At 53.5% G+C, this 15,806-nt stretch carries 15 protein-coding genes; 9 read left to right on the top strand and 6 right to left on the bottom strand.

Going from position 1 to position 15,806, the window contains the following annotated elements:
* Positions 1–16: 16 nt before the first annotated feature.
* From NMC31_RS11085 to NMC31_RS11075, 3 genes are all read right to left on the bottom strand, one after another.
* Positions 17–1,144 carry an acyl-CoA dehydrogenase family protein gene (locus NMC31_RS11085; protein ID WP_253897944.1) on the bottom strand — a complete coding sequence of 376 codons (1,128 nt, stop codon included), beginning with the start codon at positions 1,142–1,144 and terminating at the stop codon, positions 17–19.
* A 104-nt stretch (positions 1,145–1,248) separates the two neighbouring features.
* Positions 1,249–2,370 carry an amidase gene (locus tag NMC31_RS11080; RefSeq protein ID WP_253897943.1) on the bottom strand — a complete coding sequence of 374 codons (1,122 nt, stop codon included), beginning with the start codon at positions 2,368–2,370 and terminating at the stop codon, positions 1,249–1,251.
* 332 nt (positions 2,371–2,702) lie between these two features.
* Positions 2,703–3,176 carry a MarR family winged helix-turn-helix transcriptional regulator gene (locus NMC31_RS11075; protein ID WP_149461940.1) on the bottom strand — a complete coding sequence of 158 codons (474 nt, stop codon included), beginning with the start codon at positions 3,174–3,176 and terminating at the stop codon, positions 2,703–2,705.
* Between the two features lie 297 nt (positions 3,177–3,473).
* On the opposite strand from NMC31_RS11075, the gene hpaX reads away from it, so the two are divergent.
* The 6 genes from hpaX (at position 3,474) to ypdK (ending at position 7,354) form a co-directional block, all read left to right on the top strand.
* Positions 3,474–4,847: a 4-hydroxyphenylacetate permease gene (gene hpaX, locus NMC31_RS11070; RefSeq protein WP_253897942.1), complete on the top strand. Its 1,374-nt coding sequence runs from the start codon at positions 3,474–3,476 to the stop codon at positions 4,845–4,847.
* 330 nt (positions 4,848–5,177) lie between these two features.
* Entirely contained in the window at positions 5,178–5,423 is a 246-nt protein-coding gene (locus NMC31_RS11065; protein ID WP_253897941.1) for a histidine kinase, read from the top strand.
* 162 nt (positions 5,424–5,585) lie between these two features.
* Positions 5,586–5,816, top strand: a complete 231-nt coding sequence (yjdI, locus tag NMC31_RS11060; RefSeq protein WP_015963563.1) for a 4Fe-4S mono-cluster protein YjdI — start codon at positions 5,586–5,588, stop codon at positions 5,814–5,816.
* A 17-nt stretch (positions 5,817–5,833) separates the two neighbouring features.
* Positions 5,834–6,106 carry a GNAT family N-acetyltransferase gene (locus NMC31_RS11055; protein ID WP_015963562.1) on the top strand — a complete coding sequence of 91 codons (273 nt, stop codon included), beginning with the start codon at positions 5,834–5,836 and terminating at the stop codon, positions 6,104–6,106.
* 173 nt (positions 6,107–6,279) lie between these two features.
* The gene (locus NMC31_RS11050) at positions 6,280–6,621 is read left to right on the top strand and encodes a hypothetical protein (protein WP_149461936.1); all 342 of its coding nucleotides are present in this window, start codon (positions 6,280–6,282) and stop codon (positions 6,619–6,621) included.
* 661 nt (positions 6,622–7,282) lie between these two features.
* The gene (gene ypdK / locus NMC31_RS11045) at positions 7,283–7,354 is read left to right on the top strand and encodes a membrane protein YpdK (protein ID WP_108473772.1); all 72 of its coding nucleotides are present in this window, start codon (positions 7,283–7,285) and stop codon (positions 7,352–7,354) included.
* Positions 7,355–7,403: 49 nt separating this feature from the next.
* On the opposite strand, the gene alaC is transcribed toward ypdK, so the two are convergent.
* Positions 7,404–8,642, bottom strand: a complete 1,239-nt coding sequence (gene alaC, locus NMC31_RS11040; protein WP_253897940.1) for an alanine transaminase — start codon at positions 8,640–8,642, stop codon at positions 7,404–7,406.
* 386 nt (positions 8,643–9,028) lie between these two features.
* Between alaC and NMC31_RS11035 the strand changes: the two genes are divergently transcribed.
* Both NMC31_RS11035 and NMC31_RS11030 read left to right on the top strand, forming a co-directional pair.
* Positions 9,029–10,726, top strand: coding sequence for a sensor histidine kinase (locus NMC31_RS11035; protein ID WP_253897939.1), 1,698 nt, complete (start codon positions 9,029–9,031; stop codon positions 10,724–10,726).
* Between the two features lie 12 nt (positions 10,727–10,738).
* Positions 10,739–11,476, top strand: a complete 738-nt coding sequence (locus NMC31_RS11030) for a LytR/AlgR family response regulator transcription factor (RefSeq protein WP_149461930.1) — start codon at positions 10,739–10,741, stop codon at positions 11,474–11,476.
* 44 nt (positions 11,477–11,520) lie between these two features.
* On the opposite strand, the gene glk is transcribed toward NMC31_RS11030, so the two are convergent.
* Positions 11,521–12,486 (bottom strand): glucokinase, encoded by a 966-nt coding sequence (gene glk / locus NMC31_RS11025; protein ID WP_015963537.1) that lies wholly within the window; start codon positions 12,484–12,486, stop codon positions 11,521–11,523.
* A gap of 361 nt (positions 12,487–12,847) precedes the next feature.
* On the opposite strand from glk, the gene NMC31_RS11020 reads away from it, so the two are divergent.
* Complete coding sequence (locus tag NMC31_RS11020) at positions 12,848–14,086, top strand: ion channel protein (RefSeq protein WP_253897938.1); 1,239 nt, start codon at positions 12,848–12,850, stop codon at positions 14,084–14,086.
* Here the strand turns inward: NMC31_RS11020 and NMC31_RS11015 are convergent.
* Positions 14,083–15,744 (bottom strand): alpha-keto acid decarboxylase family protein, encoded by a 1,662-nt coding sequence (locus NMC31_RS11015; protein ID WP_253897937.1) that lies wholly within the window; start codon positions 15,742–15,744, stop codon positions 14,083–14,085. The two genes, NMC31_RS11020 and NMC31_RS11015, sit on opposite strands and share 4 nt — an antisense overlap.
* Positions 15,745–15,806 lie beyond the last annotated feature (62 nt).

Here is a 15,806-nt window from a genome sequence, read left to right as displayed (position 1 = left end):
TGCTCCTTTCAGAAATTCAGAGATAACCCGGCAGCGGTTTGCCGCCGAAAAAGACCGTACCGGCGTTCAGGTACGAGAGGTCGCCCATAAAGGCATGTTGAGTAATCACCATCGTGTCGCGCACATAACGCTGTAGCGGGCTGGTCATGGTGACGCCGCCCATCCCGTTAAGTGCCAGCGCCTGACGGGCAACGTCTGCCGCCACGCGGGTGACGTGTGTAGAAGAAAGCCGCAGGGCGTTGACGTGCTGCTGGCTCGGCTCATTTCCGACCAGCAGACGCTGCCAGACGTCATCAATGGCCTCGTAAAACCAGGCGCGCGCGGAGCGCAGTTCAGCTTCACAACGGGCGATTTGCATCTGCGCCTGCGGTCGGTCGGCCAGGCGCGGCGCGCCGGTAACCGACTGCTGACGATGGGCAATCTGATAGATTTCATTCAGTGCTGCGCGGGCTACCCCCAGCGCCACAACGGAAAGCACCTGCGTGGCGAGGGATAGCACCGGATAGCGATACAGCGCGCCTTCCAGATTCAGCGCACCGCCGCGAATAAAGGTCCACTCCTGCGGCACATACGCGTCATCCACCAGCAAATCATGGCTACCGGTTCCCGCCAGCCCGACCGTATCCCACACCGGGTCGATATGAATGCTTTCACGCGGCAGCACCGCCATGCGCGGCAGCGTGTTCTCCCCTTCCGGCTGAATGCCAACGCCAAACACCGATGCGCCCATACTGCCGCTGGCAAAGCACCAGCGTCCGCTTACGCGATAGCCGCCATCGGCCAGTTGCGCTTTGTGCGTCGGGTAGATGCCCCCCGCAAACACCACATCGGGGCCATTGCGGTAGAGTTCTTTCAGGGTATCCGGCGGCAGCGCGCCGAGATAAAACGGGCTCATACCAAAACTGGCGACCCATCCTGCCGAGCCATCTGCGGTGGCGATTTGCTCAATCAGTTCGCAAAACTGCGCCGGAGAACACTCGTCGCCGCCGTAGATTTTCGGCACCAGCGCACGGTAGACGCCTACCTGTTTAAAGCGGCTGATGATGTCGTCTGAAACATGGCGCTGGCGCTCGAAATCGGCGCTGCGCGCGGTCACTTCGGTCAATAACGGAACAAGCTCTTCACGGACATGTACGACGGACATAGCTGACTCCCGATTAACGTGGGCGGGCGGCAAAAAGGTGCACGATGCCGCAACGCCGAAAGGCATTGAGTGGTCGGTTCGACGGTTTTATGGCGCGGTGAGCGTCAGAGGCGGCGGTGCATCAGCCATTCGGCGGCCTGGACGAGAAGCCCCTCTTCGCCAAAGCCCGCCACCAGTTGCAACGCGACGGGTCGGCCCTGAAGTTCGCCCATCGGCAGCGATAGCGCCGGATGACCGCTCAGGTTGAAGGGGCGCACCAGCCGCGTCAGATTCACCACGCTAAGCGGATCTTCCGCCTCTTCCAGCGTCGGCGGCAGTTCCGGCAGCGTCGCCAGCGCCAGTAGCGGTGTGTCTTCCAGCAGGGCATTCACCTGAGCGGTGAACTGCGCGCGCACGTTTTCCGCGCTGGCGAGCTGCTCGCTGGTGATGGATTCTCCGGCCTGAATACGGCTGGCAACGTCCAGGGAGACCGCGCCGCTCGCCAGCAGCGCGTTAAACGCCAGCCAGTTTTCGCGGTTGATGATGGTCAGCCCGGCACGATGCGCTTCGCCCAACAGCGGAAGCGTCACGCTGTTTGCGGCAATGCCCAACGCTTCCAGCGCATCCACCAGCAGCGCGTCAATGTCCGGCTGCGCGGCAAAGATAAAACCGATTGAGGGCAGAGATGCCAGCGGCGCATCAACCGGTAACGCCACGCGGGCCAGCACGTCGCGCAGAATACGTGGCTCGCGGGCAAAAATCCCAACGCAGTCCAGTGAGCTGTAGGCAGGTAATACGCCTTGTCGGCTGAGCACGCCATAGCCCGGTTTCAGCCCCAGCACACCGCAGCAGGCGGCGGGCATTCGGACAGAACCTCCGGTGTCAGTGCCGAGGGCGAAATCGACATCGCCCCTGGCGACGACGGTTGCAGAGCCGCTCGACGAACCGCCGGGGATAAGCGTAGGGTATTGAGGGTTAACGGGCGTGCCGCTCCAGGGGTTGATCCCGGTGACGCCAAACGCCAGTTCGTGCAGGGTAGTTTTGCCCGTCAGTTGGCAGCCGCTATTGAGCAGCACCTTGACGATACGAGCATGCTGCTTCGCTTTCGGCGCATCGGCCAACGCCGGGCATCCGGCGCGGGTCGGGTGACCGGCGATATCCAGCGTATCTTTTACGGCGAACCGCAGTTCGCCCGCGCCGAGTGTTAACTCCTCGACAAAACCATTGCTCTCAAAAACTGGCTTCATGATTGACACCTTGACCAGAAAAAGTGAATCACATTCAGGCGAACAGTCATCGCTGTTTTTTTACCCTGAATGGCGATAAATCAATCATGAAAGATTTACGTGAATATTCAAGTAATATTTCACGTTGTTTTCACAATTCAATAACGCAAATATAACCATTTATTCGTTATGGCCATTGCGTTATGTCGATGAATTGCCGCAGAAAAAGAAAGGAAAGGCGTTGAAGTCGCCGTGAAAACTCAGGGCGACAGATAAGAATTAACGATAGTAATTACAGGGAGTTATAAGAAAAGTTTAGCGCGATCACAAATCTTAACGATCGCTCTATGAAGCTACAGTTCGTTGAGGTTACCCAGCACTTTCGACAGCGACAGGTTCATTTTTTCCACCTGCGCAGGCGTCATTCCCTTGAACCCTTTTTCGAAGACTTTCTGCGCCAGGCGGTGCGCTTCTTCAATTTTCGCCTTTCCGGCAGGCGTGAGCATGACCTCCGTCACCCTGGCATCCTGTTCGCTGCTGGCGGTGGTCACCATTCCATCGTCACGCAGGCGGCCGACAATTTTGGTGACGGTCGGCATTTTTGCCATCGCATATTCAGAAATTTGCGAGATGCTGGCCTTGCCGTACTGATGGGTAATCATCATCACCCGAAAGCGAGAAACGTCGAGCTGCACCTTTTTCAACGTCACTTCCATCACCTGGGTGTAGCGCGCATAGACGTTAACAATCCAGTAGAACGGGAACTCTTCACGATGAAAAGCCGCATCCGCGCTCTTCACATCCGCTGTTTTTTTGATTGAACTCATGAGCTTCCTTAGTCAAAAGACGTCGATACGCTGAGTATACCGGGTTATAAGTTCACGCTATAGCATCATCGCGCATTCGCTCTGTCATGAATGTTCTAAAACCCAGCTTATGATTCACAAAACGCAACACAGATAACAATTCCGTCTCATTTTTTACGGATTCCATTGACACCTTATCACGCTGTTACCTATACGTTAGCGCACGTGTTCGGATGGCCTCTGTCCATAAAACTTTCTGAGCATGATAAATATTCGCCTGCTAACAAAATAATATTACATTGCAATGTGGAGCCCGACATGAATGATTCTTCGAGCGTATTATCGCCGCCTTCCGGTACGCAGGACACACTGGACCCGCGACAACAAGCGGTGATTAAAAAGTTATTCCGCCGATTAATTGTTTTCTTGTTTATTTTATTTGTTTTCTCTTACCTCGATCGCATTAATATTGGTTTTGCCGGTTTAACGATGGGCAAAGATTTAGGTTTAACCAGCACTATGTTCGGTCTGGCAACAACCTTATTTTATGTTATGTATGTCATTTGCGGGATCCCCAGCAATATTATGTTAGGGATTGTCGGCGCCCGACGCTGGATTGCGGTGCTGATGGTGGTATGGGGAATTGCCTCAACGGCGACCATGTTCGCCACCGGGCCAAATAGCCTGTATGTACTGCGAATGCTGGTTGGCATCGCCGAAGCAGGCTTCCTGCCAGGGCTGCTGCTCTATTTAACCTACTGGTTCCCGTCGCAGTATCGCGCCCGTGCTAACGCCTTGTTCATGATAGCGATGCCGGTAACCATGGCCTTAGGCTCGCTGGCATCAGGCTATATTTTGAATATGGATGGTTTATTAAATCTGAAGGGCTGGCAGTGGTTATTTTTGCTGGAAGGTTTCCCCTCCGTATTATTAGGCCTGGTGGTCTGGTTCTGGCTGGATGACTCTCCGGCGAAAGCCAAATGGCTGACTGACGATGATAAAGCCTGTCTTCATGAAATGCTGGAAGCCGATAAACGCGCGGTTCAACAATCACAACAGGGGATCAGCAGCGGAATGATGTCGCAGCGCAGCATGCTGCGGGAGTTATTTACCCCGGTCATTATGCTCTACACGCTGGCTTATTTTTGCCTGACGAATACCCTGAGCGCATTAAGCGTCTGGACGCCGCTTATTCTGCGCAGTTTTAATCAGGAGAGTAATAACATCACCATTGGATTACTCAGCGCCATTCCACAAGTGTGTACCATCGTGGGCATGATTTGGTGGAGTAAGCGTTCCGACCGGTTGAATGAACGTAAAATCCACACGCTGCTGCCTTATCTTTTTGCCGCCGCGGGCTGGATACTGACCGCAACCAGTAGCAACCCGATGCTGCAATTCAGCGGGATCGTAATGGCATCCGCCGGGGCATTTGCCGCGATGGTGATTTTCTGGACTACGCCGGATCAATCCATCTCAATTCAGGCGCGCGCGCTGGGGATTGCGGTGATTAACGCCACCGGGATGACCGGCGCGGCACTGGGACCGCTGCTGATGGGTTGGATGAAAGATATCACCGGTAGTTTCAACGCCGGAATCTATATGGTTGCCGCATTCCTCGTGCTCGGCGCAGTCGTGATTGCCTTCATTCCGATGAAAAAAATGGCGCAAAAAAAGAGTCTGGCGCTGTAAAAAAACCAGGTTGCGGCGCTCACTACAGGCGGAGTCAGGCATAGCCACCACCTGGTGATTTGCGAGCGCCGTATCCTGCAACGGCTATCATCCGAAAGCGAAAATACTCAACATAGATAATGCGCGGCACAGTTAGCCCCGTCGTCGGAAGTCAGCATCTCGCATCTAATTTCCATGTAACATCTTTCATCCGGCTGGCAACGTAAGCGACCACGGAGAAGGGAGAGATAATAAAATACCGTTTCGCACGTTCATTTACCGAATGTTTAGGCTTCAGCGCTGATTGGCTGTGCTAGCATAAGATCAGACATATTTTCTGGGGATATATTCATGGAATGGAAGGTCATTGACATCTCAAAAACTGAAAAACAGGATATTTTTTCAGTGGTCACCCAGTGCGGCAAAATTAAAACCATTACTCAAATCAAATCGGCCTTCAGCATTAACAAAGGCGATATTCTTACGCCAACGCTTAATGCGACTTACTACATTAATAACAATAAAAACCGCACCATTGAGATTCTCTCTTCTGTCTGCTTTTCCAGCGAAGCGTGGGCCGCGCTAAAGCTGCGATAGTGCGATATAACTGAGTTGAGAATGATTCTTAAAAAGCTACACCCACTCTGCAATATTTGTTAGCAGGTCGTGTCCAATCAATCAGTAATTCCTTTCCCTCCTGACGCCATGACAAGCTATGATTAGCACAGCCAGTACTTTTATTTGAATTGAGGCAATGTCATGGATAAAGAACTTCTCGACGCCGGATACCGGGTGTACACCGGTGAAAAGATCGACGTCTATTTTAACACCACTCTGTGTCAGCACTCGGGCAACTGCGTGCGTGGCAATAGCAAGCTCTTCAATTTGAAGCGCAAACCGTGGATTATGCCCGATAATGTAGAGAGCACCGTGGTGCAACAGGTGATCGATACCTGCCCAAGCGGCGCGCTGAAATACCGTACCAAATAACCCATAGCGAGAAAAAAATGGAAATTCTGGAAGGTAACAACCGTTTTTACGTTAACGATGCTGACGGTAATCAACTGGCCGAAGTGGTTTTTGTCCCCACCGGTGAGCACCTCAGTATTATTGAGCATACCGATGTAGACCCTAGCCTGAAGGGTCAGGGCGTCGGCAAGAAACTGGTGGCAAAGGTGGTGGAAAAAATGCGTAACGAGAATCGCAAAATTATTCCGCTGTGCCCCTTCGCTAAACACGAATTTGATACCACCCCGGAATACGCCGATATTCGCGCCTAATCTACAGCGCTCTGCGGAGCGCTGCTCTTCATTGCCCCGACACAGATCGCAAAATAAAGAAAAACCCGCCGTAGCGAATTCAAAACGCCGTTTTAGTTGACCAGCATCAATTTTGTAAACTTTCCGTTACGGTAAAAAGCCCGTCCCGTATAAGAAAAGTCCTACACAATCCTATGAAAAAATTGTTTTTTATTGCTGTACTAACGACGCTGACCTTTCCTGCCCTGGCGCTTAATTTTAACTCGACAGTGCTGAAGCTGAAATGCCCCTCGCGTGGGCTAATTGAAATCACGCTGCATGCTTTTGGTCATATCTCCGAGTTGTGGAAGGGACATTATTACGTGGGTGCAGGGCATGAAGTGCATAACGGTACGGAATATTTCAAATTCAGTAACGGCGACACCTTAATGCACAACCCAAAGAGCGATAAGTTCATGTTCTATTTTGCAAAGAGCCACACGTTAAAAGCGTGCCACAAACTCTCTGAACAGCCGATTAAGGTCGCCTTCAATTAAGAGAAGAGCGACGAAACGGCAGCGGAGGTTTCCGCCGTTTCGCCACTATTTTCAATAGTCAGAGCAGTGATATTGCCGGATGCGGCTGCGCCTTATCCGGCCTACGGTTCGGCGTTTCTATCGGATAATGTTCAGCTTAATTGTCGGGTGGCGGCTGCGCCTTACCCGACCTACGCCCACGATGCAGCCATGCCTGATAAGCGAAGCGCCATCAGGCATGGTTCTCCTGCAACAACGTTTTAGAGGGTGTACCGAAGTTCTTCGCGCCACGGCACTCTCTGACAGGCCTTTATGAATTCCGAAAAGTTTGAGTGATGTGATTCAGGCGGGAGATGTAGGTCTCCCGTCTGAGTTTTAGACAAAATTAACCATTAAATCAATGTGGTTTACTTAGAATACATCTGAAAAAAAGCCCGTCGCTGAAAGGCAATATATTACCGTAAGAAATTAATGTGTCGCCGATTCACGACAGTTGTAAGTAACTAAAAATTAATAAAAAAATCTCACTTGTCACCCCCTAAAATTAAGCGTACATTAGCGCCATCTGGAGCAGTGATGCGCCGAATTTTGAGGTGATGCCAATGTGCGTCAGCTCACAATGTCACAACAGGACATGTTTTCGTTAGAGCGTATAAACGTGAAATACGCGGAGAGATGAGTCGTGAAATATTTATTTATGGGTGTGTCGTTCATGGTCATCGTTTGGGCCGGTACATTTGCCCTGATGATCTAATTAAGAATGCATAAAAAACAGGAGCCTTTTGGCTCCTGTTTGCGTTTCATCACTCGGCGTTTTCCGCCGTGTGCTTCGTGCCGGAGGGCAGCAGGCCATCGGCGCGGAACATCGCTTTAATGCCCCTCACCGCCTGACGAATACGGTCACGGTTTTCAATCAGTGCAAAGCGCACGTGGGTATCGCCGTAATCACCGAAACCAATGCCCGGCGACACGCACACTTTCGCGTCCTGAAGCAGCTTTTTGGCAAACTCCAGCGAGCCCATCGCGGCATACGGTTCCGGGATTTTCGCCCACACATACATTGACGCTTTTGGGCACTCGACCATCCAGCCCGCTTCATGCAACCCTTTCACCAGCACGTCACGGCGACGCTTATACTGCGCGGCAATGTCGCGAACGCACTGCTGATCGCCCTCCAGCGCCGCTATAGCCGCGACCTGTAAAGGCGTAAACGTACCGTAGTCGTGATAGCTTTTGATCCTGGCCAAAGCATTAACCAGCGTTTTGTTACCGACCATAAAGCCGATGCGCCAGCCCGCCATATTGTAGCTTTTCGACAGCGTGAAGAACTCAACCGCCACATCGCGCGCCTCCGGCACCTGCATAATCGACGGCGCTTTCCAGCCATCGTAGACGATATCGGCGTAAGCGAGGTCGTGCACCACCAGCACATCATAGCGTTTTGCCAGCGCGACCACTTTTTCGAAGAATTCCAGCTCAACACACTGGGCTGTCGGGTTCGATGGAAAGCCCAAAATCATCATTTTCGGCTTAGGATAACTTTCACGAATGGCGCGTTCCAGTTCGTTAAAGAAGTCGACGCCTTCCACCAGCGGCACCGAGCGCACCTGCGCGCCGGCAATGACCGCGCCGTAGATGTGAATCGGATAGCTTGGATTCGGCACCAGCACCGTATCACCATGATCGAGCGTGGCCAGCATCAGGTGCGCCAGCCCCTCTTTCGAACCGATGGTTACGATCGCTTCGCTTTCCGGGTCAATTTCAACGTCGTAGCGATCCTGATACCAGCGCGAAATGGCACGACGCAGACGCGGGATGCCGCGCGAGGTTGAATAACCATGTGTATCTGGACGCTGGGCGACGGTACAGAGTTTTTCGACAATATGCGGCGGGGTCGCACCGTCCGGGTTACCCATGCTGAAATCGATAATGTCTTCGCCGCGCCGACGCGCAGCCATTTTCAGTTCAGCGGTAATGTTGAAAACATATGGGGGTAAGCGATCAATACGCGTAAAACGACGTTCAGGACTGAATTCAGCCATAGGTTCCTCAGATTCACGTTAGCGCCCGGACCGTCCGAGCGACGCTGCCACGACAGTGGCGTGTTTAGAAAATAGCCTGAAAAAAAAGCTTCTGTCGAGGGGTAAGGCAAAAAATTGTTCTGGGTGCAAAAAGAGGAAGCTAAAAAAAATGAAAATTATCCCTGTGTCCGCAATGGTATTTTTAACAACATTTAATTAACTCAATTTTATCCTGTTGTTCTCATGAGAAATTCTTAAGCATCCCCTGGTTCCCATTGATTAGCCAATTATCGATTAATCCCCTTTTAATTTTGTGGATTATGAATTTTCATCCTCCTATCCAGACAACTGGTCATCTGGCGCGGGGTTTCTTATCATAAGACTTTCCTGATAAACCCGGCGTTCCCATGCACGAAATTTTCAACATGCTGCTGGCGGTGTTCGACCGCGCAGCGCTGATGCTGATCTGTCTGTTCTTTCTGATCCGCATCCGCCTCTTCCGCGAACTGCTGCATAAAACGGCCCACACCCCGAAAGAGCTGCTGGCTGTCAGCGCGATCTTCTCGCTGTTCGCCCTGTTCAGCACCTGGTCCGGCGTACCGGTGGAAGGATCGCTGGTGAATGTGCGTATTATCGCGGTGATGTCCGGGGGTATTCTGTTTGGCCCGTGGGTTGGGGCAATTGTCGGGCTGATTGCCGGAGTTCACCGCTATCTGATTGATATTGGTGGCGTTACTGCCGTGCCTTGTTTCATCACCAGTATTATTGCCGGGCTGCTTGCGGGCTGGATCAACGTCAAAATCCCTAAAGCGCAACACTGGCGCATCGGTATTCTGGCCGGGATGCTGTGTGAAACGCTGACCATGATTCTGGTGATTGTCTGGGCTCCAACCACCGCCCTGGGTATCGATATCGTCTCTAAAATCGGTATTCCAATGATTCTTGGCAGCGTCTGTATTGGCTTTATCGTGCTGCTGGTGCAGAGCGTTGAGGGGGAGAAAGAGGCCAGCGCTGCGCGGCAGGCCAAGCTGGCACTCGATATCGCCAACAAAACACTGCCGCTGTTCCGCCATGTGAACAGCGAATCTCTGCGGCAGGTGTGTGACATTATCCGCAACGATATCCACGCCGGTGCGGTAGCGATTACGAATACAGACCACGTGCTGGCGTACGTCGGCGTTGGGGAAAATAACTATCGCGATCAGGACGATATTGTTAGCCCAACCACCTTTGAGGCGATTACCAGCGGAAAAATCATCATTAAAAACAATGATGAGGCTTATCGCACGCCGGAAATTCACTCAATGCTGGTGATTCCTTTGTGGGAGAAAGGCGTGGTGACCGGAACGCTGAAAATCTACTACTGCCACGCGCACCAGATTACTTCATCCTTGCAGGAGATGGCGGTTGGTCTGTCGCAGATTATCTCCACGCAGCTGGAGGTCTCGCGCGCCGAACAGCTCCGGGAAATGGCAAATAAGGCAGAGCTGCGAGCCCTGCAAAGCAAGATTAATCCTCATTTTCTGTTTAACGCGCTGAACGCGATTTCCTCCTCCATTCGCCTGAATCCGGACACCGCGCGCCAGTTGATTTTTAATCTGTCTCGCTATCTGCGCTATAACATTGAATTGAAAGACGATGAGCAGATTGATATCCGCAAAGAGCTGTATCAAATCAAAGATTACATCACCATTGAGCAGGCGCGATTTGGCGACAAGCTGACGGTTATCTACGATATCGATGATGAGGTGAATTGCGTGATCCCAAGCCTGCTGATTCAGCCGCTGGTCGAAAATGCTATCGTCCATGGCATCCAGCCCTGTAAGGGCAAGGGTGTGGTCACCATTAGCATCACCGAAAGCGGCAACCGCGTGCGCATCAGCGTGCGTGACACCGGGCACGGCATTGACCCGCAAGTCATTGCCCGCGTTGAAGCCAATGAAATGCCGGGCAATAAAATTGGCCTGCTGAACGTTCATCACCGGGTAAAATTGTTGTATGGCGAGGGGCTGCACATCCGCCGTCTGGAACCGGGCACCGAAATCGCCTTTTACGTTCCCAACGCGCGCACGCCGGTGACGGCGCCCGCCACTCTGCTGCCGTAAAAGGGAGAGAAAATGAAAGTCATCATTGTTGAAGACGAGATTCTGGCGCAACAGGAACTGACCTGGCTGATAAAAGAACACAGCCAGATGGAGATTGTCGGTACGTTTGACGATGGCCTCGACGTGCTGCGTTTTTTACAGCACAACAAAGTGGACGCCATCTTCCTTGATATCAATATTCCTTCGCTGGATGGTGTGCTGCTGGCACAAAGCATCAGCCAGTTTGCCCATAAACCGTTTATCGTGTTTATCACCGCGTGGAAGGAACATGCGGTAGAAGCGTTCGAGCTGGAGGCGTTTGATTACATTCTTAAGCCTTATCAGGAATCACGCATTATCAGCATGTTGCAGAAACTGGAAAGCGCCTGGCAACAACAAGCAGGCGGCAGTAGTGCGATACCGGGAACGGCTGCGCGCGAAAATGACACCATCAATCTGATTAAAGATGAGCGCATTATCGTTACCAGCATCAACGATATTTACTACGCCGAAGCGCACGAAAAAATGACCTTCGTGTACACCAAGCGCGAGTCGTACGTAATGCCCATGAACATCACGGAGTTTTGCAGCAAGCTTCCGGCCACTCACTTCTTCCGCTGCCATCGATCGTATTGTGTGAATCTGGATAAGATCCGCGAGATTGAGCCGTGGTTTAATAACACCTATATCCTGCGCCTGCGCGACCTTGATTTTCAGGTGCCCGTCAGCCGCAGCAAGGTGAAAGAGTTTCGTCAGTTGATGCATTTGTAAGGATACCGGGTGAGTGAGTACCACCCGGTATAAAGCGGGAAAACTTACAGAATTTGCCCCAGCGTCTGGCGCAGGTGCGCCCCGGAGCCCAGCAGGCCGGGGTTATCGTGAACAATCAGATAGACCGGGATATCCTGCACGTAGGCTTTGAAACGGCCTTTATCCTCAAAACCACCCCGGAAGCCGGACGCTTTAAAGAATTCAAGGAAGCGCGGCACGATGCCACCGGCGATATAAACGCCGCCAAAGGTGCCAAGCGTCAGCGCCAGATTGCCGCCGAAGCGCCCCATAATCACGCAGAACAGCGACAGCGCGCGGCGACAGTCGATGCAGGTATCCTCCAGCGCACGCTGAGTGATGTCTTTCGGCTGTAAGTTTTCCGGCAGACGACCATCAGACTTCACAATAGCGCGATACAGATTGACCAGCCCCGGCCCGGAAAGTACGCGTTCCGCAGAGACATGGCCGATTTCCGCCCGTAGCTCTTCAAGGATAATCCCCTCTTCTTCGCTGTTCGGTGCGAAATCGACGTGACCGCCCTCGCCTGGCAGGCTGACCCAACGCTTATCAACGTGAACCAGATGCGCCACGCCTAACCCTGTGCCAGCGCCATAAACCGCAATCGGTTTGCCTTCTACCGGTTCCGCGCCGCCAAACTGAATCAGGTGCTCCTTTTTCAGCATCGGGATAGCCATCGACACGGCGGTGAAATCATTAATGATTTCCAGATGCGCGAAGCCAAGATTCTTCTTCATTTCAGCAATGGAAAAGGCCCAGGTGTGGTTGGTCATCGCGACCCAGTCACCGGTGATCGGGCAGGCAATGGCGATGCAGGCATCTTCCACTTCCACATTGTGTTCTTTGAGATAGACGCGGACCACCGCTTCGAGGCTGGGGTAATCCAGGCCTGAGTAGGTCTTCGCCTGCGAGATTTCACCCGTGGCGAGGTCACATAACGCTAAACGCGCGTTGGTGCCCCCGACGTCTCCTGTTAATGCAAACTTTGTCATTCCGTTACGGCTCCGCTAAAGTCAGGATAATTCTATATACCCAAAATAATTCGAGTTGCATGAAGGCGGCAAACGAGTGAATCCCCAGGAGCGTACATGAGTACGTGACTGGGGTGAGCGAGTGCAGCCAACGCACAGGCAACTTGAAGTATGACGTGTATATCACAGAGTAAATTCAAGGCGTGGTAACAACAATGACGATTGTGTCAGCGCCCCAGGATTATCGATCTACGTCACATAATTTTATATATCAACCTTAAGGATATCTCTGTTTCGCCGTATCGTTTCAGCATCTATTGCGCTGAAGGCATTTACAGAACCCGGCAAAGTGATGCCAGCTTTTAGCCAAAAGGAAATCATCATGCTCCATCCGCGAGCCCGCACGATGTTATTACTCGCCATTCCGGCGATGGTTATTGGTGTTGCCGCCAGCCTGATTTTAATTGTGGTGATGAAAATTGCCTCGGTTTTACAGCATCTGCTGTGGAGTACCCTGCCCGGCGCAATCGGCGTCTCGTGGGAGTCACCGTGGTGGATAATTCTGGTGCTGACGCTAACCGGCCTGGTGGTAGGGCTGGTGATTCGCTTTAGCCCGGGTCACGCGGGGCCTGATCCGGCAACCGAGCCGCTGATTGGCGTGCCCGTTGCGCCTTACTGTTTACCAGGATTGATTCTCGCATTGGTGCTGGGCCTGGCAGGCGGCGTTAGCCTCGGCCCGGAACACCCGATTATGTCGGTGAATATCGCGATCGCGGTGGTGCTGGGCGCGCGCTTTTTCCCCCGCGTCAGCGCCCTTGAATGGACCATCCTTGCCGCCGCAGGTACCATCGGCGCGCTGTTTGGCACACCGATCGCCGCGGCACTGATTTTCTCGCAAACCCTGAATGGCAATAACGATGCGCCACTCTGGGATCGCCTGTTTGCGCCGTTGCTGGCGGCAGCCGCCGGGGCGCTCACCACCAGCCTCTTCTTCCAGCCGCACTTTTCGCTGCCAATTCCCCATTACCAGCAGATGCGGATTATCGATATTTTCAGCGGCGCGGTGGTTGCCGCGATCGCCATTGCCGTGGGCATGGTGGCGGTATGGTGTCTGCCCCGTCTGCACGCCCTGATGCATCGCTTAAAACATCCGGTTCTGGTGCTCAGCGCCGGTGGTTTTTTGCTGGGCCTGCTGGGAATTATCGGCGGACCCATTACGCTGTTTAAAGGGCTCGATGAAATGCAGCAGCTCGCCTTTAGCCAGACGCTGACCAGCAGTGATTTTATGCTGATTGCCGCAGTGAAGCTGGCGGCGCTGGTGATTGCCTCGGCCAGCGGTTTTCGTGGTGGCCGTATCTTCCCAGCGGTATTTGTCGCCGTGGCGCTCGGTCTGATGTTGCACGCTCACGTCGATGCCGTTCCAGCAGCAATTACCGTCTCCTGTGCGATTCTGGGGCTGGTGCTGGTCGTCACCCGTGATGGCTGGCTGAGCCTGTTTATGGCCGCCGTGGTCGTGCCGGATACCACGCTTTTACCGCTATTGTGTATTGTGATGCTGCCCGCCTGGCTCCTGCTGGCGGGCAAGCCGATGATGATGGTTCCGCGTAAAGACAAGCCCTAGCCTTTACTGTTGCGCGTCTCGAGCGCCTGAGTGACAGCACGAAGCAGGTCAGGAATGTCCTGCTTCGGCAGCACCACTTCCACCAACGTTAAGCGTTCAATTTGCGCGGTTTTCGCCAGCACCTCGTCCAGTTGAACGCTTTCCGTCACCCGCCAGCACTGGGCCTGGCTGTCGAGGTTCAGCGCCTGCGGCAGCTGCGTCCAGTTCCACAAACTGATGTCGTTATAGCGCGCCTCGGGGCCATGGATCGCCCGTTCCACCGTGTAGCCATCATTGTTGAGCAACAGAATGAGCGGGCGCAGGCCATCGCGTAGCATGGAACCCAGTTCCTGAATCGTCAGTTGCGCCGCGCCATCGCCGACAATCAGTACTACGCGTCTTTCCGGGCGAGCGGTTTGCGCACCAAACGCAGCGGGTAGCGTGAAACCGATTGAGCCCCACAGCGGTTGTACAATCAGTGAAGCATCGCTGGGTAGTTTGAGGGCCGCTACGCCAAACGCCGCAGTCCCCTGATCGCCTAAAATAATGTCACCAGGCTGAAGGTGTTTTTGCAGCGTTTGCCAGAAGCGCGCCTGTGTTAACACACCCTCTTTTCCAGGGGAAAACGGCGCAATGCAGCGTGTTTCCGTGCGCCATTTCGCCGATAGCTCATGGCTCACGGCAATCAACGCCTGCGTCGCCTGCGCCATCGAAATACCGCTGAACCAGCGATCGCCGACGCGCGCGGCAAATGGTTGAATGGAGATCGATTTTTTGTCCGGGATTTTGTGAGTAAAGCCGGCGGTGGTGGTATCCGTAAAGCGGGTACCGATACACAGAATCGCCTCCGCATCCTCTATTGATTCGCGTGTTTGCGGCAAACTCGCTACACCGCTGTAAATCCCCACGAAGCCCGGTTGCTGCTCATCAAACAGACCTTTGCCCATGAGCAACGAGGCGTGCGGAATCGGCGTCTTTGCCATCCAGTCGCGCAGCGTTTCTTGCAGGCCAAAGCGCAGCGCGAGAAAATCCGCCAGCAAAGAGACTCGGCGACAGGGTTGCAGCATGTCGCGGACAGCCTGCGTAAAGCGTTCAATCTGACCGTCGTTGATAGCCGTATCGGTTAGCGCAAGTGCGTTTACCGGACGGCTGGTCGGCGCTTTCGCCACGTCGGCGGGCAGAGAGAGATAGCCCGGACGGCGATGTTTGATCATTTCAGTCAGTACGCGGTCGATTTCATCCGTCGCATTGCGGACGGTTAACACGCCCTGCGCCACGGAAATCGGGGCGCTCATCTGACGAAAATGGTCGAATTTTCCGTCGCCCAGCGTATGGTGCAGAAGCTCCTGACGCTGCTGCGACCCGGTACAGGGCGCACCCACAATGTGCAGCACCGGCACATATTCTGCGAAGCTTCCCGCTACGCCGTTTAGCGCGCTCAACTCCCCCACGCCATAAGTCGTCAACAATGCACCGCATCCCTGAACACGTGCATAGCCATCGGCGGCATAAGCGGCATTGAGTTCATTAGCACAGCCGACCCAGCGCAGCGCAGGATGCGCAATCACATGGTCGAGGAATTGCAGGTTGTAGTCTCCCGGCACGCCAAACAGATGGTCCACGCCGCAGTCCGCGAGGCGATCCAGTAGATAATCCGCAACAGTGTAAGACGTTTGCATGATAAGTACCCTTTAGCCACTTGCTCATCTCTGAGTATTGAAGAAGCGGTTCGCCTGTCCAG

This window comes from Pseudocitrobacter vendiensis (genome assembly GCF_943590815.1).
GTDB lineage: Bacteria > Pseudomonadota > Gammaproteobacteria > Enterobacterales > Enterobacteriaceae > Pseudocitrobacter > Pseudocitrobacter vendiensis.
This window is presented reverse-complemented; position numbering and strand designations above follow the sequence as displayed.